Raw genomic sequence first — 18,868 nt, forward strand, 5'->3', positions numbered from 1 at the left:
AGAAGGGAGCAGGGGATTTATGAGATTTGTTCTTCAAAAATTGGAGAACCGCATTCGCGAATTGGCTGGACTCAGATACCGGGAAGGCCGGACCTTGGATCGGGTCCGCATCGTGCCTGACGTGAAGGGATTAAAGGAGGCGCGGGAGCTCGCCCCGTCCAGTCCCGTTGTTCGCGTCGGCGACCGCTGGGGCGGCCGGGACCGTTACGCATGGTTTATTACGGAAGTCGAATTCCCTCAAAGCTGGAGAGGCCGGGATGTCATCGGCCTGATCAAATTCGGCGAAACGGGCGGAGGGAACTGTTCGGGATATGAAGCGCAAGCGTACTTGAACGGGGAACCGCTGCAGGCGCTGGACCGCAACCATGCCGAGCTGTTTTTCCCGGATGACGCGGTAGCCGCGGGCCGTGCGGAATTGGCCGTTTACGCGTGGAGCGGGCTGACTGCCCATGACGGGCGTTCGCCGTTCGATCACCGCATCGATTCGCTTAGCGTAGGGATCTTGGACGAACATGTGGACGATCTGTATTTTACGTCCTTGCATATGCTGCAAACCGTAAAGCAGCTGGACGAACGCCAGGTGGAAAGGCATGAGCTCACCGCCGCTTTGGAAGAGGCTTTCCGCAAGCTGGACTGGAGCCGTCCGGGCTCGGAAGCCTTCTACGCTTCGGCCGCAGAGGCCCGGCAAACGCTGCGGGCACGGCTCGAAGCGATTCCGCGCGGACCCCGTCCGCAGATCACGGCCGTCGGGCATTGCCATATCGACGTGGCTTGGTTATGGCGCCTGCAGCATACGCGCGAAAAATCGGGACGTTCGTTCTCGACCGTGCTGACGTTGATGGACCGCTTTCCGGAATATGTATTCCTCCAGTCGCAGCCGCAGCTGTACGCCTATTTGAAAAAGGATTTTCCGACGCTGTTCGAAAAGATCAAAGACCGCGTCCAAAAGGGCAACTGGGAAGCGACCGGCGCGATGTGGCTTGAATCCGACTGCAACATTCCTTCGGGCGAGTCGCTGGTCCGCCAAATCCTGACGGGCAAACGTTTTTTCAAGCAGGAATTCGGCGTCGACAACCGCGTGCTGTGGCTGCCCGACGTGTTCGGCTACAGCTGGGCCCTTCCGCAGATTTTGAAGAAAAGCGGCATCGATTATTTCATGACGACCAAAATCAGCTGGAGCCAGTACAACCGTTTCCCTTACGACACGTTTACCTGGAGAGGGATCGACGGCACGGAAATTTTGACGCATTACATTACGACGCCGGATAACGACGGCAGCTGGTTTTACACTTACAACGGCAACGTGACCGGGGCGTCGGTGCAGGGCCTATGGAACAACTACCGCCAGAAGGACATCAACGACCACCTGCTGCTTGCGTACGGTTGGGGCGACGGAGGCGGCGGCCCGACCCGCGATATGCTCGAGGCGGTGCGGCGTTACGAGGACATGCCGGGTGCGCCGCAGGTGAAAGCCGGCCGGGCGGAGGATTTCTTCGTCCAGCTGGAGGAGAAGGTACAGGACCATCCGCTGCTTCATTTGTGGGACGGCGAGCTGTATCTCGAATACCACCGGGGAACCTATACATCCCAAGCGTACAACAAGCGGATGAACCGCCGGATGGAGCTGCTGCTGCATCAGGCCGAATTCCTGAATTCGTTGGCGCTGGCGCTTCATCCGGGCCATGCCTACCCGTCGGAGCAGCTTGCGGAAAGCTGGGAAATCACGCTGCGCAACCAGTTCCACGACATCATTCCGGGCTCCTCCATCCATGAAGTGTACGAGGACAGCAAACTGGAGTACGAGGAATCCGAAAAGCTGGCGCTGGCGGCGATCGAAACGGGCCTTGCCGGCTTGGACGGGCACGGGGCGAAGGCGGCTGGCGGCATGGAGAAAGGGCTGCCGGTCCGCATTTTTAATGGGCTCGGCTGGACGCGTTCCTTCCTGGCGGAGGTTGACGTGGACGATGCGGCGGAATATGCCTGGTATGGGGCGGACGGCGCCCGGCTGGACGTGCAGGCGGCATCGGCCGGATCTTGGGATGAAGGCAAGGTGCTGGTGGCGGTTCGGGAGGTTCCGGCATACGGATATACGACCATCTACGGGCGGCGCGAGGCGGAACAAGTTCCAAGCGGCGCAGGAATGACCGAGTCCGGCAGCATGGCTTCCGAGTGGGCCCTCGAAAAGGATCGCCTGGAAACGCCATATTACAGCATCCGCTTGAACGAAAAAGGCCAAATCGTTTCGCTTTACGACAAGCGGGCCGGACGCGAGGTGCTGAAGCCGGGGCAGCCGGCCAACGTGCTGCAGGTGTTCGAGGATAAGCCGATGGCGCATGACGCATGGGACATCGATATTTATTACCAAGAGAAAATGACGGTCGTAGACGACTTGAAGGAGCTGACGGTTCTCGAAGCGGGCCCGCTGCGCGGGGTGCTGAAGCTGGTGTACGGCTACCACGGCTCGACGATCGAGCAGCATCTGACCGTCTACCGCGATCATCCGCGAATCGATTTCAAAACGCGCGTCGACTGGCATGAACACCAGCAGCTGCTGAAAGCGGCCTTCCCGGTGGAGATCCGTTCGACCAAAGCGACGTACGAAATCCAGTTCGGCAACGTGGAGCGGCCGACGCATTGGAATACGAGCTGGGATTACGCGCGGTTCGAATCGGTGGCCCAGCGCTGGGTGGACCTGTCCGAGGGCGGATACGGCGTCAGCCTGCTGAACGACTGCAAATACGGGCATGACATCCGGAATCACGTCATCCGCCTGAGCTTGATCAAGTCGGCAGTTTATCCGGACGGCAATGCGGACCAAGGGCTGCACGAATTTACGTATTCGCTGTATCCGCACGGCGGCGGCTGGTATGAGGCGGGAACGCATCAGGCGGCCTGCGAGCTCAATGCGCCGCTGATGGCGGCAGGCATTAGCGGCGAGACGGGGCTTCCGGAATCGCTTGGCATGCTCAGCGTCAACGCGCGCAACGTCATGATCGATACCGTCAAAAAAGCCGAAGACGGCAATACGCTCATCGTGCGCCTGTACGAATTCGGCGGCATCCGGACGAAAACGGAAGTGGAAATCGATCCGTATCTCGGGCCGGTCCGCTCGGCAGCAGAAACCGATCTGATGGAAGAACATCCGGTGCCGCTGCCTGTGGATGGCCGGAAGGTCGAGCTGGCTCTCGCGCCGTACGAAATCAAAACGTTGAATATTGCAATTTCCTAAACCTGTAGAGGGCGCCTTGTGGCGTCCTCTTTGATTTGACCGTAACATTCACGCAGTTTGAGGGGAGCGCCGTTTTCCGAGCGCGAAGCTGAAGACGGCCGTTCCAAGCCCCAGCGCTACGACGATTCCCGCCAGCCAAGGATTATAAAGCACGGTCGACGTGCGTTCGATCAGCATGCCCCCCGAACCGGCGCCGGCCGCAAGGCCCAAATGGATCATCGACGTGTTCAGGCTGAGCACGAGGCTGGAGGACTCCGGCGCCTGTTTGATAAAGTGGGTTTGCAGGGCGGGCCCGCCCATAAACATCGAAAACATGATCAATCCGATCAGGACGATTTCTACGGCAAGCATGCCTGTAAACAAGGGAAGCAGAAGAAGCGCCGCCGCATGCACGGTTAAGGTGGCGATCAGGATGCGCTTGGTTCCAAAACGGTCCACACCGGAGCCGCCTAGGCGGGCTGCGACGGCGCCGACCAATCCTAGGCCGAGCATCAGAAGGCTGATCGAGCCTGCATTTAAATGCAGCATATCGTTCATAAACGTCGTCAAGTACGTCAGCAGGACGGAATTACCGGACTCGCGGAAAAAGCTGAGCAGCAGCAAGCTGGCGATAACGGCAGAGCCAAGCAGCTTAAACTGCTGGCGGAAGGAAGCGGGCTTATCGCCGGACATGCGGGGAAGAAACCGGAAGATGACGAGTGCCATCAACAGGCTCAGCACGCTGAGAATCGCAAAGATGGACTGCCAATTAAGCCATTTGGTGATGGCGATCCCGATCGGAACTCCCAAAATCATGGCAGAACTGAAGCCGAGCACTATTGTGCCGATGGCGGAGCCTATTTTTTCGGGAGGGGAAATTTTGGCCGCGGCCGCAAAAGCGGTGACCAGATAAACGCCTGAGCTGATGCCCAAAATAGCCCGGGAAGCCAAAATGATTCCGAAATGAGGGATGACGGATGCGGCGCTGCCCAGTGTAAAGAGGGCAAGAGAAAGGAGCAGCACTTTTTTTCGATCCCAGCGGGAAGTGAAAAATACGATTACGGGCGTTAGGGCGGCAAAAGCAAGCGAATACGCCGTAACCAGCTGTCCAGCAAGTGCAATCGAAATATGAAGATCCGAAGCGATAACATATAAAATTCCCGAAACTACAAGTTCGGAGGTGGCGGTGAGAAACACGCCAAGCGTCAGAATATATATAAATAAACGGTTCATCAAAAATCATTCCTTTCAGGGATGTTGGAGAGCTCTCGATTGCATTATAATGGCAGTACATTCCTTTCGTAAGAACGCAAAACATTTGGATCTTATCCAAATCTTTGGACTAACTTACAAAAAGTAAGCTCATGGGAGGTTCGTGTATGGAACAGAATAATCCCGGCGACGCGGGCGATTTTTCGAATATTTGCTCGGTGCTGCAGATTTTGGGGGCGAAGTGGGCTTTCCTGGTGATTGCCGAGTTGTCCAAGGGGCCGAAAAGGTTCAACCAGCTCAGCAGGGACCTGGCCATCGTCAAAACGCAGTCCTTGTCCAACGCGCTTCGCCATTTGGAGCAAAGCGGGATCGTTTCGCGGCAAGTGCTCCCAACGGTGCCCGTGACCGTGGAATATTCGCTGACGGAGAAGGGCATGGACTTCAAAACGGCGCTGCAGGAAATGGAGCGATGGGCTGCCAGATGGAACGTGCAGGAGCAAACTGAAGAGCCAAATAGGAAGCAGGCCTAAACGTGAAGGAAATGAGGGGAGATGCATGATGCATCTTCTTTTTTTTTTGCGAAAACCGCGGGGTCAAGCCTCATATACATCTGAATATGCACTTCTGCGGATTCATCTTCCATTTTGCGGCTGACGCCAAAGGTGTGGGCAAAGCGGAACAACGGAGGATTGGCAGCCGGGATGCCGGTTTCTAGAATGGGGATGAAAGTCCATGGTGCACTCACCGATTAAGGAGGTCGCAATGACGAAAAAGATGAGGTTTGCCATTGTCGGCGCGGGCGTCATTTCCCCGCTCCATGCGCGTGCGATTGTCAGCCATCCGGAGGCCGAGCTGACGGCTGTCGTGGATGAAGTGCAGGAAAAGGCCGAGGCGTTAGCGAAGGAGTTCGGATCACCGCCGACATACAGAAATATGGAGCAATTGCTGCAGGGAGGGGAGGTTGACGCGGTTTGCGTATGCGTGCCGAGCGGGCTGCACCGCGACATTGCGGTGGCCGCGGCGCGGGCAGGAAAACATGTGTTTTGCGAAAAGCCGCTGGGCATTACGGCGAAGGACATGGATGAGATGATTGAAGCTTGCCGGACGAACGGGGTCAAGCTTGCTACCGTATTCCAAAAACGGACGACGCAGGAAGCGCTTCTGACGAAAAAGGCGATCGAAGAAGGCAAACTGGGCAAACTCGTGCTCGGGGACGCCTATCTGAAATATTTCCGCAGCCGGGAATATTACAAAAGCGCCGGCTGGCGAGGAACATGGGCGCTGGACGGCGGAGGGGCGCTGATGAACCAGGGCGTTCACGGCGTGGACATTATCCGGTGGATGATGGGCGACGTGGAAAGCGTGTTTGCCTACGCGTCGCCGCTCATTCATGACATCGAAGTGGAAGATACCGCCGTGGCCGTGCTGAAATATGCAAACGGAGCGTATGGAGTTATCCAAGGAGCCACAACCGTTAATCCGGGCCAGGAAGCGCGGTTCGAAATTCACGGGGAACACGGCTCGATCGTGTACGGGGACAGCGGCTTCAAAGTGTGGAAAACGGTGGATGGCGATGCGGCGCCGATCGGCGCCAAAAATGGAACCGCCGACGGCACCGACGACCCGCGCGCGATTTCGGCCGACGGGCATTATATTTTGATCGACGATTTGATCAAGGCAGTGAAGGAGAACCGGGAGCCGCTCATATCCGGGGAAGAGGCGCGGAAATCGGTCGACTTGATTTTGGCCATTTACGAGTCCGCCCGAACCGGCAGGGAAGTGAGACTACAGCCTGGAGGCGCATAAACATGGATTCGAAGACGTTGAATATCGGCATGATCGGCCTGGATACCTCTCATGCCCCTTTATTTGCGGAAATGCTCAATGACTCGGCCCATCCCCATCATGTTCCGGGAGCGCGGGTGATCGTCGCCTTTCCGGGAGGTTCGCCCGATTTTCCGCTAAGCATCGATCGGGTGGCGGGGTTCACGGCCAAAATTGAGAGCGATTTTGGCGTGCGCATGGCAGGCAGCATCGGGGAGGTGGCCGAGGAAGCGGATGCGATCCTGCTGCTGACCGTCGATGGGCGGATTCACGCGGAACAGTTTGCGGCCGTGGCCCCGTACGGAAAACCGGTCTTTATCGATAAGCCTTTTGCCGTCAGCAGCCGGGATGCGCGCGCCATCGCCGATCTCGCCCGCGAGCATCGGGTGCCGCTCATGAGCTGCTCCTCCGTCCGTTGGGCGGAAAATTTGGACGCGGCCGTCCGCGCAGGCGATCAAGGCGGAATCATTGGCGCGGACTGCTGCGGCCCGATGGAGCTGCAGCCGACCCAGCCGGGCTTTTTCTGGTACGGCATTCATATGGCGGATATGCTGTACCGCTGCATGGGCCGGGGCTGCACGGAGGTGCGGGTAACGGCCAATGAGGACCATGATCTGGCGGTCGGCGTCTGGGCCGACGGACGGATCGGCACCATCCGCGGAAACCGCAAAGGGAACCGGCGTTTCGGGGCGCTGCTTCACCGCGAGCAGGGAACCGAATACGTCGATGTCTATGCCGCGCAGAAGCCATATTTCGCCAGCATGCTGGAAGAGGTCGTCCGCATGTTCCAAACGAAAACGCCGCCGCTCGATATCGAGGAAACGATCGAAGTGATCGCCTTTCTTGAAGCGGCAAACGAAAGCCGGGCAACCGGGAAATCCGTTCCTTTGCGCGGCTCGTTCGCGAAGCGGAACGGATAGAAGCGGGCGCATCAAGACAGGCGGACGGCAGGAATGAAATCAACTTATAAACCTTCCGGCTGTCGTAGAAATAAGGGATGTTGACAGGATCATTGGCTGCCGGAAAAAGAAAGGAGGCGATTGGATGATGGCCGGATTCAAGCTCGGAGTCATTACGGATGAAATTTCGCAAAACATCGAAGATGCCATCCGGATCGCCCAACGGTACGGGCTGGACGGATTGGAGCTGCGTTCGGTCGACGGCAAGCAGCTTCACCGGCTCGGCGACCGGAGGCTGGATGAGATTGCCGCCATGATCCGCGATGCGGGTTTAAGTGTGTGCGGTTTGTCCACGCCGGTGTTTAAATGCAATTTGCATAACAAGGAGGAGGTCGCCGCGCATCACCGCATGCTCCGCCGTTACGCGGAACTGGCGCGGAGGTTCGGTACGGGGATTCTCCGGGGCTTCAGCTTCTGGGCGAACCGGGACGATTATCGCACGGCTTTTCCGGATATCGTGCGCGAGCTGCAGCATACCGTTCCGGTGCTGGAGGAATTCGGCGTCCAGCTTGCCATGGAAGCCGATCCTTCCGTGTATGCGACGAACGGAACCAAGGTGGCTGCGCTCGTAAGCGAGGCGGCGAATCCGCGGATCCGGGCTCTATACGATCCGGGCAACGATCTGTGGGACCCGGATGGCGAAACGCCTTACCCGGACGGGTACGAAGCGCTGCAAGGCCAAATTTGCCACATCCACGTCAAGGATGCCGTACGGGAGAACGGCAAAACCGAAGCGGTCGCCATCGGCAGGGGCGAGGTGGGGTATGACCGGCTGCTTGCCAGGCTGGCGGAGGACGGATACGACGGCTGGCTTGTCGTCGAGACGCATTACAGGCTGGCTTCCGAGCTGAGCGAAGAGCAGCTGAAGCGTCCTTCGGGATATGCCTTTTCCGCCGGAGGCGAGGAGGCGACGGAGGAGTGCTTGGAGAGCTTCCTCGGATTGCTGCGGCAGCACGGACAGCGCGTCGGTTGATGCCGGGGGCTGCTTCGGAAAACGATGACTTGATGAGAGGAGGGGTGCATCGATGAATGCCAATGCCCCATCGCCTGAAAGATCATGGACGGCGGGCCGTTTGCACGTGCATCAATATGCCAGCCGGGACGAGATGGGCAAAGCTGCCGCATCGGAAGCGGCCGAGGCGATCCGGCAAAAACTGAATACGCAGGAAGCCGTGCGGATCGTCTTTGCGGCCGCGCCTTCCCAGAACGAATTCCTCGACGCGCTCGTGCGTGAGGAGGGCATCGATTGGGGGCGGGTAACGGCCTTTCATATGGACGAATATATCGGACTCTCCCCGGATGCGCCGCAGCGGTTCAGCCATTTCCTGACGACGAGGCTGTTCAGCCGCGTTCGCCCGGGACGGGTTCACCTGCTGAACGGTGCCGCCGAAGCGGCGCGGGAATGCGCCAGATATGCGGCGCTGCTGCAGGAAGCCCCGCTCGATATCGTTTGCCTCGGCATCGGCGAAAACGGGCATATTGCCTTTAACGACCCGCCGGTGGCCGATTTTAACGATCCCGAGCTTGTAAAACAGGTCAAACTCGATGATTGGTGCCGGGAGCAGCAGGTTCACGACGGATGTTTTGCTAAATTCGAGGACGTGCCGGAGTACGCGATGACGTTAACCGTTCCTGCGCTGATGTCGGCCGAAAGGCTGTTTTGCATCGTGCCCGGAGCCGCCAAACGCCGCGCGGTACAAGGCGCGCTGGAAGGGCCGATGACGACGGCTTGCCCGGCTTCGATCCTGAGAACGCATGCCGGTTGCCGGATGTACCTCGACCGGGATTCCTCGCCGGTCGCGCCGCATTGACGCCATTCGCGCGACGGAGGAAAGCTGGCAGATTAGGACGCAGGACGCCTGGAACATAAAATTTTTCTTGTCTTATCCAAACTTATGAAGCAAGGAGACGGTGCATGGATGGTCAGATCGAACATGGCGACGTCCGGCTTCGAATTGATCGGGAGGCACTACCGTACGGGGGAGCCGGTTGCGGTTCGCATCCGGGAAGGGGTCATCGCGGAATGCAAGAGCATTGACGCAGCGGATTGCGAGTTAAACGCGGTGAACCTGCCGGCAGTCGAAAGCCTTCCGTGGATCGCCCCGGGGCTTGTCGATCTGCAAATCAACGGTTACGGGGGACTGGACATGAACGCGCCGGACCTGGCGGAGGAGACGGTAGAAGCGCTGATCGACAGGCTGTGGGCCGAAGGCGTCACCTCGTTTTATCCGACGGTCATTACGGGCTCCGACGCATCGATCGAACGGGCGCTTGCCGTCATTGATCGGGTTTGCTCCCGGCTGGAGCGGGAAGGCGGCCAGGGCGGAGCGCACAGCATCGCCGGCATCCATCTCGAAGGCCCGTTCATCTCGCCCGAAGACGGGCCGCGCGGCGCCCACAACCGGGCCTTCGTCAAGGCGCCCGATCCGGTGCGTCTCGAAGCGTGGCAGCAGGCGGCCGGCGGGCGCATCCGGATCGTCACGCTGTCGCCGGAATGGCCGGAGGCCGAAGCCTTTATCGCCCGCTGCGCCGAGCAAGGCATCGTGGCGGCGATCGGGCATACCGCCGCCTCCGCCGATCAAATCGGACGCGCCGCTGCAGCCGGGGCCAGCTTGTCCACGCACCTCGGCAACGGCGCCCATCCGGTGCTGCCGCGCCATCCCAACTACATTTGGGATCAGCTGGCGGATGACCGACTGTGGGCCAGCGTCATTGCCGACGGCTTCCACCTTCCGGCCGCCTTCTTGAAGGTCGCCCGGAAGGTAAAAGGAGACCGGCTGATTCTCGTCAGCGACGCCGTCAGCCTTGGCGGCATGCCGCCCGGGAACTACGATACGCCCGTCGGCGGTCATGTCACGCTAACCGAACAGGGGCGGCTGCATCTTGCCGGCCAGCCGGCGCTGCTGGCCGGATCGGCGCTGCCGCTGACCGCCGGCATCGCGCATATGCGCTCCTGCGGAATTTGCAGCCTCGGGGAGGCTTGGGACATGGCCTCGACCGCGCCTTCCAGGCTGATGAAGCTGGAGACCGGCGCCGGGCTGCAGCCTGGCGCACCTGCGGACCTCGCCGTGTTTACGCTGGACGAAGGGGAAATCCGGATGCTGGAGACGTATAAGCGAGGGAAACGGATGTTTCGCCGCGGCCCCAGGGCAGAGTGACGTGAACACAGCCCCTAAGGTGGCCGACAGGAGAAAGCGTAGCCTCATCTTCAGTTCAAAATGACGTAACCAAATGCAAAACGGCGGCCAAGAAAATCGTTCTTGGCCGCCGTTTCTTTTGCGCTTCGCGGCGGTGCTTTTTTTGCCTTAGAAGCAGCTGCGCCAATTGCCGCCTGTCTTCTTGGACGCGGGTATAACTTGCTTCGCCGGTTTGTTGAACGGGTACGGACAAACAAACCCGTCAGGAAGCGTATTTCTTCCGAAATTCGCCCGGCGTCATGCCGGCATGCCGTTTGAACATGCGGATAAACGAATTGACGTTGTGGTAGCCGACCCGGGCGGCGACGTCCTGGATGCGCAAATCGAGGTTTTGCAGCATGTCCTTGGCCGCGCGGATGCGCAGATCGTTCAAATAATCGCTGAAATTGAGCCCGGTTTTTTCCTTGAAATAGGTGGACAGGTACCCCGAGGTGATATTCAGCTTATCGGCCATCATATCCAGGTTGATGTCCTCGTCCAGATGCTCATTGATATAGGTCATGACGAAGGACGTGATCGGGTCGTGGTTTTCCGTTTTGCGCCGGATCAGTTCCAGCGCCGGGCGGAGCAGGCTGCCGAACCAGGCCTCGTATTGCCCCGGGCTGTAGAAATGCCGCGTCGATTCCAGCGCCGGAACCGCCGCCGCCTCAAATTCCGCATGCAGGTTTTGGCTGCGCAGCAGCTTGTCGAGCTCGTCGGCCACGTCTTTGGCGAAGCGCCGGTATTCGATGGCCGCAGCCTGTTTTTTCTCGAGCACACCTAAGCTTTTCGCGATCCACTCCTGCATGCTGTCGTCGCTTCCGCTGAGCACCCGGTTGTGGAACTCCTGCTCCCATGTGGCTTTGAAGCAGCGGGCGTCTTTGCCGGGCGCGGCGCCATCCGGACGGATCCACTGGGTTTCATCCCGGAGCTTCCGCTGTTTCAGCATGCCGTTCACGCACGCGAGCGCCGCCGTGAATGAAGCTCCCGCAGGCTGTACCGGGCTTTCCGCCATCGTGACGAGGTAGGAGCTGCGGTCCCGGTCGAACACCTGCTGCAGATGCCGAAGCTGCGCCGACGTTTCCGCATTTTCATCGGGAAGGAAAACGATGGACAAGATCTGGCAGGGTTCGGTTTGGAGCGTGACGGAGTCCGGATACACCTGCCGCCAAATCTGGTCGACGTATTCCCGCATGTAATAGGCCCCTTTTTCCTGCACCAAAGGATACTCGGCGCTGGCTTCCTTGAAAATAATCTGGTATGCGACCATGACGTACGGCATGCTGACATCCGCCAGCTCCTTCAGCTCGCTCAGGTTCATATGGATGTTTTTCAGGCGGTTGGTGTAGGCGTAATGGCGCAGCAGCGAATTTTTTCGGGCTAAATCGCTGGAGATCCGCTGATGGGTGGAGCGCAAATGCTGGACCCTCCGGCTGATCAGCTCGATTTCCTTGAACGGTCCCTGCACCGATTCGGGCTCGTCGGCGCGCAGGGTATCGGCCATGATGCGGATCGGGCGATGCACCCTGCGGCTGAACGCATACGTCAACACGATCAGCAGGCCGACGATGCCGAGGAGCGAAAGCAGCACGAGATTCAAATTCAGAAGCTGGGAGGAGATGCTTTGGACGGGCACGCGGCTGACATACATGAACCCCGTGTCGGTTCCTTTCCGGTAAAAATAATACGCGTCTTTCGTCTGCACGAACGAATGCCGTTCGTCAAACGTATGAAGGGCAGGCAGCAGACCCGCGTAGGATCCGGCTTCAGGCGCATAAAGCGGGCGCCCATCCGAATCCAAAATATAAAAGCTGCCGCTCATGGCGGATTGCAGGTTCCGGGCGAGCCGTTCCGCATCAAGCATGGCCACCAGATACATATCCTTGTATGGCATCATTTTGATGACGACGGGCATGAGTTTGCCCTTGGAGCGAACCGATCCGGCCGTGTTTTCCGTAAACGCCGCCGCGGGAAATACCCGGAACGCGTAACGCTTTCCGAACTGCTCATCCCAAAAAGCCGGCGGGTACGACGGGCTTGCATAATACGTGCCGAACATCGCCTTTGCGCTGCTCGTCCCGTCCTTTTCGACGACATAGGCGTCCTTTTGAAAATAGATGATTAAATTGTCCATCCCCAAAAAAGGATTCCCATACAGCCGCTTCATTTCCCCGATCACGTCGTTGACGTAGCCGTATGCCTGATTGCGCTTGACCTGGCGCAGCTGGTTTACGTACGTCATCCATTCCGGGTTTTGGCTCAAGCCCAGCACCATCTCCCGGGTCAGCCGGAATTGGTTTTCGAAGCCCGAGGCCGCATGGTTCATGGCCAGCTCGTTGTATTTCACGATCTCCCGGTGGATTTGCCCTTTCAAATAAAAAAAGGAAACAAGATTGAAGGCGGTGAGCAGCAAAATGACCGCGAGGAAACCGGACAGCAGCTTGGTGAACAAGGTGGAAAAGCCAAACCTTCTCTTCATCAGCACAAACGACATCAGGTCGACACCTCCATGCAAGTATAGGCCCGCCTCCCGAAGGGTGAATGAAAATATCGGCCTACAGTGACTTTATCATAAGGTTTATTTTCGCGTTCACACAATATTCACCTTTTCAGGATTCTCTACAACCTTTCCACTCACCCGAAAAAAAGGGGATGGCGCCGCAAACTTGCCGATTTATTTTCCGCAGGGGCATCCGTTATGCTGTCGGTACAGGAAAGGCAAAAAGAAAACGACTTGGCGAAAAGGGGGTGCGGAAGGGACATGAAAACGGCGGAAACAAATTTGCCCGGAGCCGGCACAGCGTTAAAAGGACGCTCCCGCGCCCGCCCGGAAAGGGGGCGAATCGCGCGGGCATTCCGGCGGAGCAAATATTTATGGCTGCTGTTTTTGCCCTGCCTGATCTACTACTTGGTGTTCAAATACGCTCCGATGTTCGGACTGGTCATCACGTTCAAAAACTACAACGTCTTTAAGGGCATCTGGGCGAGCGATTGGGTCGGCCTAAAGTATTACCGGATGTTTTTCAGCAACCCGGACTTTTGGGTGTTGATGAAAAACACGTTTTTGCTGGGGCTTTACAAGCTGATCTTCGGGTTTCCGGCGCCGATCATTCTCGCGCTGCTGATGAACGAGGTCCGAAACGCCATCTTCAAACGATGGGTGCAGACCTTCAGCTATTTGCCGCATTTTATTTCCAACGTCATCGTAGCCAGCATGGTCATCATGTTCCTGTCGCCGACGGGAGGCATCGTCAATCATGCCATTACCGCGCTGGGCGGGACGCCGATCAATTTCATGATGGAGCCGGGGCTGTTCCGGCCGATCTACGTCCTGTCGGAAATTTGGCAGCATATCGGCTGGGAAACGATCATTTTCCTGGCGGCGCTGACGGCGGTGGACCCGCAGCTGTACGAGGCGGCCGGCATCGACGGCGCGGGCAGGTGGAGAAAGCTGTGGCATGTCACCCTGCCGGGGATCGCGCCGACGATCATGATCATTTTGATCCTGGATATCGGCAAGGTGCTGGAAATCGGGTTCGAAAAAGTATTTCTGATGTACAATCCCGCCGTCTACAGCACGGCCGACATTATCAGCACCTATGTGTACCGGGTCGGCATGGAGCAGGGCAATTTCAGCTACGCCTCGGCGATTGACCTGTTTATGGGCGTCATCAGCTTTATTTTTATCTTTTCGGCCAATTACATCAGCCGGCGGTTGGGAGGAACGAGCCTATGGTAACTTTGGGGCGCGGCCGGCGCCGCATCAGCGTCTTCACGGTCGTCAATACGCTCATCATGCTGCTGGTTGCCGCCGTGATGCTGTATCCTTTCGTGTATATGCTCGCGGTATCGCTGAGCGAAGACGTATACGTGATGAAAGGCGAAGTCACGCTCTGGCCGAAAGGCTGGAATTTTCGGATGTATGAGCTGGTCCTTGGCGATCCGAAAATTTGGACGTCGTACCGGAATACAATTCTTTATACGGTGCTCGGCACGGCGATTGCCATGCTGGTGACTTCGATGGGGGCGTACGCCTTGTCGCGCAAGGACATGACGTTTCATAAAGGTTTTACGGTTTTAATCGTGTTTACGATGTTTTTCGGCGGCGGCATGATCCCGACGTTTCTGGTCGTGCGTTCGCTGGGGCTGGTGGATACCATCTGGGGCATGGTGCTGCCGGGCGCGGTCAGCACCTGGAATTTGATCCTGATGCGGACGTTTTTCAGCGGCATTCCGAAAGAACTGGAGGAATCGGGGCGGATGGACGGCCTGAACGATATCGGAATCTTTTTCCGGATCATCGTGCCGCTATCTAAACCGGTGTTTGCCACCATCTCGCTGTTTTACGCCGTCGGCATCTGGAATAACTTTCTGTATCCGCTTCTCTATTTGCGGAGTCAGGAGCTGTTTCCGCTGCAGGTGCTGCTGCGCAATCTCGTCTTGGCCGGCAGCGTCAGCTCCGGGCAGGTCACACAGATCGGCGGCGATAACCTGGTGGTCGAGGATTCGCTCAAATACGCCACGATCATGGTATCGACGCTGCCGATTTTGATCCTGTATCCTTTCGTGCAAAAATATTTCGTAAAGGGTTCCATGATCGGCGCGGTCAAAGGCTGACATCCATGGCTTTTGCTTTCGGAACGAAAAAAGAATTCAAGGGGGATGTACATGGGCAAAAAACGGTCGTATACGATTTTGGCGGCGCTGCTCGTATTGATGCTTGCGGCGGCCGGCTGCACTTCGGGTACGGGAAAGGAAACTCCGGCCGCGGAACCGAAAGGCGGGACCGAACCTGCGGCGCCATCGAAAAGCGAGGTCACGCTCTCGGCGCTTCTGGATAACAACGCGACGTTTCCGTACAGCAAGGATTGGCCGATTTGGAAATGGATCAAAGACAAAACGGGCGTGACGTTAAACGTCGAAACGCCGTCCGGCAAGCTGAGCGATACGCTTAACCTGGTCATGGCCTCGGGCAACCTGCCGGACCTGATGTATATGTCGAGCCGCCGCGATTCCAACAAATATGGCGATCAGGGGGCTTTGGAAAACATTTTGGACCATGTCGACCAGATGCCGAACCTGAAAAAATGGATGGAGCAATATCCGGAAGAAGCGAAAGCGGCGCTGTCCGCCGACGGCAAAATGTATATGTTCCCGAACCAGGGCTTCGGGGAAACGAACCGGATGATCTGGCTCTACCGCGAGGATGTCTTTAAAAAGCATAACCTTGCCGTTCCCAAAACGTACGAAGAGCTGCATCAAGTCCTCAAAAAACTGAAGGAGCTTTATCCGGAAAGCTATCCGCTTTCCATGCGCTTCGGCCAAATCCCGGATGAAATGATGGCGAATTTGACAACCAATTTCGGCAGCGGCACGGACGTCTATTACAACTTTGACGAGAAAAAATGGAAGTTCGGCCCGACGGAGGACAACTACAAGGCGATGGTCGGCATGTGGCACACCTTCTACAAGGAGGGACTGATTCCGCCGGATTTCCTTTCGATCCAGACGAAGCAGTGGCAGGACGTCATGTCCACCGGCCAGTCGTTCATTACGATCGACTATATCAGCCGCGTCGACTTTTTCAACAACGCCATGCGCAAGGACAATCCGGAATACAGCCTGCAGTTTATGGCGCCGCCGTCCGGGCTGCCGGGCCAGAAACCGCAGAATCCTTATTTCCACTACCTTGAGGGCGGTTTGACGGTTGCGTCGACCTCCAAGCATAAAGACGACATCATGAAATACATGGACTTTTTCTACAGCGAAGAAGGGCGGACGTTAAGCAGCTGGGGCAAGGAAGGCGAAACGTATACAGAGGAAAACGGGCAGAAAAAATTCAAACCTGAGTTCACCGACGTGACGGAAATGCGGAAGCAGACCGGACTGCAGACGAGCGGCACGTACACCTGGATCGACTTTAACGCGCATCTGTCGCTGTTTTCGCCGGATTTGAAAAAGGCTTACGAGGAAGCCGTCAAATATGATCCGCCTGCGATGCAGCCGAAACCGGCGTTTACGGACGAGGAAAACGAGGTGCTTTCGGTCACGGGGCAGGCCGTGAAAAAATACAGGGAAGAAAACTTCTCGAAATTCGTCCTCGGCACAAGAAGCTTAAACGAATGGGACCAATATGTAAAAGAAATCAACGGGCTCGGCGTGCAAAAGCTGATCGACACGTACGATGCGGCGCTGAAAAGAGTAGAGGAGACGAAGCTGGAAAATAAGTAGGAGGGGCGTGAATTCGCGCCGATTCCATGAAACACCTGGCCGAAAGCCGGGTGTCTTTTTTTATGGGAGCACAAATGAACGCTTATCTGATGTCGAAGGATGCAAAAAGCCAGGCGAATTTTTACATCGATTCTCTCGGCGGGGAAAGCAAATATCCTTTTGCCCTTCAGCCCTGGGGCGCTTATTATGGAGAGGTCATTGACCGGTTCGGCGTGACGTGGATGATTACGAAGAAATAGTTCCTGGAATTCGCCTCCATCTATGCAGGCTTCGGCTCAGAGGTGTCCGTTCTTGAGAACGGCGGCGTATTGCAGACATTGAACATCGTTGGCGATCGGTGGTCTTTGATGATCATACATGAGATTTTGGTCGGTAAAAAAACGTCCGCTGGTTATGTCCGCATACGGTCTGTTCCCTCATGTCCGCGCATACCAAAAAACCCGGCCGATTCTTCTGATGAATCGGCCGGGTTTTCGTGCGTTGATGATGCTGCTTATTTAGGCTGCACCGCATCTTTGTCCGACGTCACGATCACGACCTCGGCGCTTGTGATACCCGGCAGCGATTTGGTCATGATCGGCGAATGGAATGCGACGATTTTCGTTCCGGCGCGAAGATCCGTGTCGCCGCCGATCAGCGGGATGATCGTCGTATCCTTCGAAATGTTCAGGATCACGTCGTTTGCCGTGGAATTATCGGAACCGACGTTCACGTACACTTGATCTTTGGATGTGCGGTCGGACGGCATGACCGTGCCTTCGATTTTGACGGCTTCCGCTTTTTTCACCACGATTTTGTCTGCATGGGTGTGGGCGGGATACATCAGCGTCATGACGGCGCTGTAGGTCGCTTCCACATGGCCGCTCGTTTTGAGCGCATCCTTGGTCAGTTTGTTGCCGTCTTCATCAACGATTTCCGTTTTGTCGTCGATGGACAACACGACATAGTTGACGCCGCCTGTTTCCAGCGGTTGGCCGATGACCGTGATTTGGCCGTCTTTTTGGTCGGTAATGACGCCTGCGGTTCCTGCCGTCAGCTCGTTAACCTCCCCGGGATTGACGTCTTCCATGTTCGTGTTCACGATCACGTAATTCGTTCCGGATTGCGGCGGAAGGCTCATCGCAACGGCCGGACCGTAAAATGCTCTCACGCTCATGCCTTCCTTGATGTCTCCGGCGGCGATGGCTTTGCGGTTTTGATCGATGATCGTTGCTTTATCCGCGAAATGCAGCCAAATTTCCTCGTCGTATTTGTTGTAAAGGTCAGTGCCTTTTACCAAAATGCGGCCGTCTCTTACCTCGGTTACCTTACCGTCGATAGCCGAGAAGCTTTGGTCCTGAACGACCAGCGTCAGCGCGGTTCCGCGGGCCGGAAGGCTTTTTGTGATGTTCGGGCTGTAGAAAGCTTTGACGGTTTTGTGCCCGTCGATGATTTTTTGCAGAGGAACGGTTTTGCCTTTGGCGTCGATGAATTTCGTTTTTGGCGTAATGGCCAGGATGATTTCGTCCTGATCGGTCGGCGCGAGTCCGCGTCCGGTTACGGTAATGAATTTATCCGATTTGTCTTGCGCGAAATCCGTGATTTGTCCCCAGGTTGCCGGAACGTTTTTGACGTCGGTTTGCTTGTTGGCGTTTCCCTTTTGCACCGCTTGGGCAGGGAGCTGCTGCGCGTTTGCCGCCACGGGCATGGCTGCCAGAGCCAAAATGGATGCGGTCGCGAGCACTTTGTACATTTTATTCATCTGTCATTCCTCCTATATGCGTGAGCTTGTACGAACGTTTTGGTTATCATTCGGCAGCTCATTTCCGAAATACTTTTGCCAAACCCTTCATTGGAAAATGATGCATGCCTTTCACCGTTCCAGACGGGACGTTAACGCAAAATGTTGCATAAGCGGCTGTTTTCAAAAAAAACGGCACCTGGCCTTTTTTAGTTCAAGATGGCTTGCGTGGTGAACTACGGTTGGTTTCCTTCCTGTTAGAAGAAATAAAATTGTTTTTGTTTACGCAATTGTGCAATATTGAATGACGAAAATTAAGGTTCTAAGAACCATATATTTCATTACATATTGTAACTTTTTGTAACTATTTATATAATCTTGATTAAAAATAGATTCAAAGAACTACGCAGAAAGCGCTAAACCAGGTGCTTGAACAAAGGCAAACCCGTACGAAAGTCGGGGACGCAAAGCCACGGGTCTTACTCCATGAAGCCTATTCATGGACTGACAGCCGGGTTGCTCATGGTGCTTGGTTTTT

The 18,868-nt window shown here is 56.6% G+C and carries 14 protein-coding genes and 1 riboswitch; of the genes, 11 read left to right on the top strand and 3 right to left on the bottom strand.

All coding sequences use genetic code 11. The annotated features are described in order from the left end of the window. Positions 1-19 precede the first annotated feature (19 nt). The gene (locus MKY58_RS01050; RefSeq protein WP_339323082.1) at positions 20-3,229 is read left to right on the top strand and encodes an alpha-mannosidase; all 3,210 of its coding nucleotides are present in this window, start codon (positions 20-22) and stop codon (positions 3,227-3,229) included. 48 nt (positions 3,230-3,277) lie between these two features. Here the strand turns inward: MKY58_RS01050 and MKY58_RS01055 are convergent, their stop codons facing one another. Continuing rightward, positions 3,278-4,441: an MFS transporter gene (locus MKY58_RS01055; RefSeq protein ID WP_339323083.1), complete on the bottom strand. Its 1,164-nt coding sequence runs from the start codon at positions 4,439-4,441 to the stop codon at positions 3,278-3,280. Positions 4,442-4,587: 146 nt separating this feature from the next. Between MKY58_RS01055 and MKY58_RS01060 the strand changes: the two genes are divergently transcribed. The 6 genes from MKY58_RS01060 to MKY58_RS01085 all read left to right on the top strand — a co-directional run bounded on the left by MKY58_RS01060 (position 4,588) and on the right by MKY58_RS01085 (position 10,361). Beyond that, complete coding sequence (locus MKY58_RS01060; protein WP_339323084.1) at positions 4,588-4,950, top strand: helix-turn-helix domain-containing protein; 363 nt, start codon at positions 4,588-4,590, stop codon at positions 4,948-4,950. 232 nt (positions 4,951-5,182) lie between these two features. After that, the gene (locus MKY58_RS01065) at positions 5,183-6,226 is read left to right on the top strand and encodes a Gfo/Idh/MocA family oxidoreductase (protein ID WP_339323085.1); all 1,044 of its coding nucleotides are present in this window, start codon (positions 5,183-5,185) and stop codon (positions 6,224-6,226) included. A 2-nt stretch (positions 6,227-6,228) separates the two neighbouring features. Continuing rightward, a complete protein-coding gene (locus MKY58_RS01070; RefSeq protein ID WP_339323086.1) occupies positions 6,229-7,164 on the top strand; it encodes a Gfo/Idh/MocA family oxidoreductase in 936 nt (311 codons plus the stop codon). Positions 7,165-7,288: 124 nt separating this feature from the next. After that, positions 7,289-8,176 carry a sugar phosphate isomerase/epimerase family protein gene (locus MKY58_RS01075; RefSeq protein ID WP_339323087.1) on the top strand — a complete coding sequence of 296 codons (888 nt, stop codon included), beginning with the start codon at positions 7,289-7,291 and terminating at the stop codon, positions 8,174-8,176. Between the two features lie 52 nt (positions 8,177-8,228). Then, positions 8,229-9,014 carry a glucosamine-6-phosphate deaminase gene (locus MKY58_RS01080; protein WP_339323088.1) on the top strand — a complete coding sequence of 262 codons (786 nt, stop codon included), beginning with the start codon at positions 8,229-8,231 and terminating at the stop codon, positions 9,012-9,014. A 108-nt stretch (positions 9,015-9,122) separates the two neighbouring features. Then, positions 9,123-10,361 carry an amidohydrolase family protein gene (locus MKY58_RS01085; RefSeq protein WP_339323089.1) on the top strand — a complete coding sequence of 413 codons (1,239 nt, stop codon included), beginning with the start codon at positions 9,123-9,125 and terminating at the stop codon, positions 10,359-10,361. 241 nt (positions 10,362-10,602) lie between these two features. Here MKY58_RS01085 and MKY58_RS01090 read toward each other — a convergent pair whose 3' ends face one another. Beyond that, positions 10,603-12,873, bottom strand: a complete 2,271-nt coding sequence (locus tag MKY58_RS01090) for a helix-turn-helix domain-containing protein (protein ID WP_339323090.1) — start codon at positions 12,871-12,873, stop codon at positions 10,603-10,605. A 267-nt stretch (positions 12,874-13,140) separates the two neighbouring features. Between MKY58_RS01090 and MKY58_RS01095 the strand changes: the two genes are divergently transcribed. The 4 genes from MKY58_RS01095 to MKY58_RS01110 all read left to right on the top strand — a co-directional run bounded on the left by MKY58_RS01095 (position 13,141) and on the right by MKY58_RS01110 (position 16,849). Beyond that, positions 13,141-14,118, top strand: coding sequence for an ABC transporter permease subunit (locus tag MKY58_RS01095; RefSeq protein WP_339323091.1), 978 nt, complete (start codon positions 13,141-13,143; stop codon positions 14,116-14,118). Beyond that, positions 14,112-14,996, top strand: coding sequence for a carbohydrate ABC transporter permease (locus MKY58_RS01100; protein ID WP_212948636.1), 885 nt, complete (start codon positions 14,112-14,114; stop codon positions 14,994-14,996). Before MKY58_RS01095 ends, MKY58_RS01100 begins: the two co-directional genes overlap by 7 nt. Positions 14,997-15,047: 51 nt before the next feature. Beyond that, complete coding sequence (locus tag MKY58_RS01105) at positions 15,048-16,610, top strand: extracellular solute-binding protein (RefSeq protein ID WP_339323092.1); 1,563 nt, start codon at positions 15,048-15,050, stop codon at positions 16,608-16,610. Between the two features lie 62 nt (positions 16,611-16,672). Further along, positions 16,673-16,849: a hypothetical protein gene (locus MKY58_RS01110; protein ID WP_339323093.1), complete on the top strand. Its 177-nt coding sequence runs from the start codon at positions 16,673-16,675 to the stop codon at positions 16,847-16,849. A 254-nt stretch (positions 16,850-17,103) separates the two neighbouring features. Here MKY58_RS01110 and MKY58_RS01115 read toward each other — a convergent pair whose 3' ends face one another. After that, on the bottom strand, positions 17,104-18,351 hold the full coding sequence (locus MKY58_RS01115) for a peptidase (protein ID WP_339323094.1): 1,248 nt from the start codon (positions 18,349-18,351) through the stop codon (positions 17,104-17,106). A gap of 407 nt (positions 18,352-18,758) precedes the next feature. Further along, positions 18,759-18,854: riboswitch (cyclic di-GMP riboswitch) on the top strand. Positions 18,855-18,868 lie beyond the last annotated feature (14 nt).

Origin of the sequence: Paenibacillus sp. FSL W8-0194 (assembly GCF_037969745.1) — a bacterium.
GTDB classification, from domain to species: domain Bacteria; phylum Bacillota; class Bacilli; order Paenibacillales; family Paenibacillaceae; genus Paenibacillus_AQ; species Paenibacillus_AQ cookii.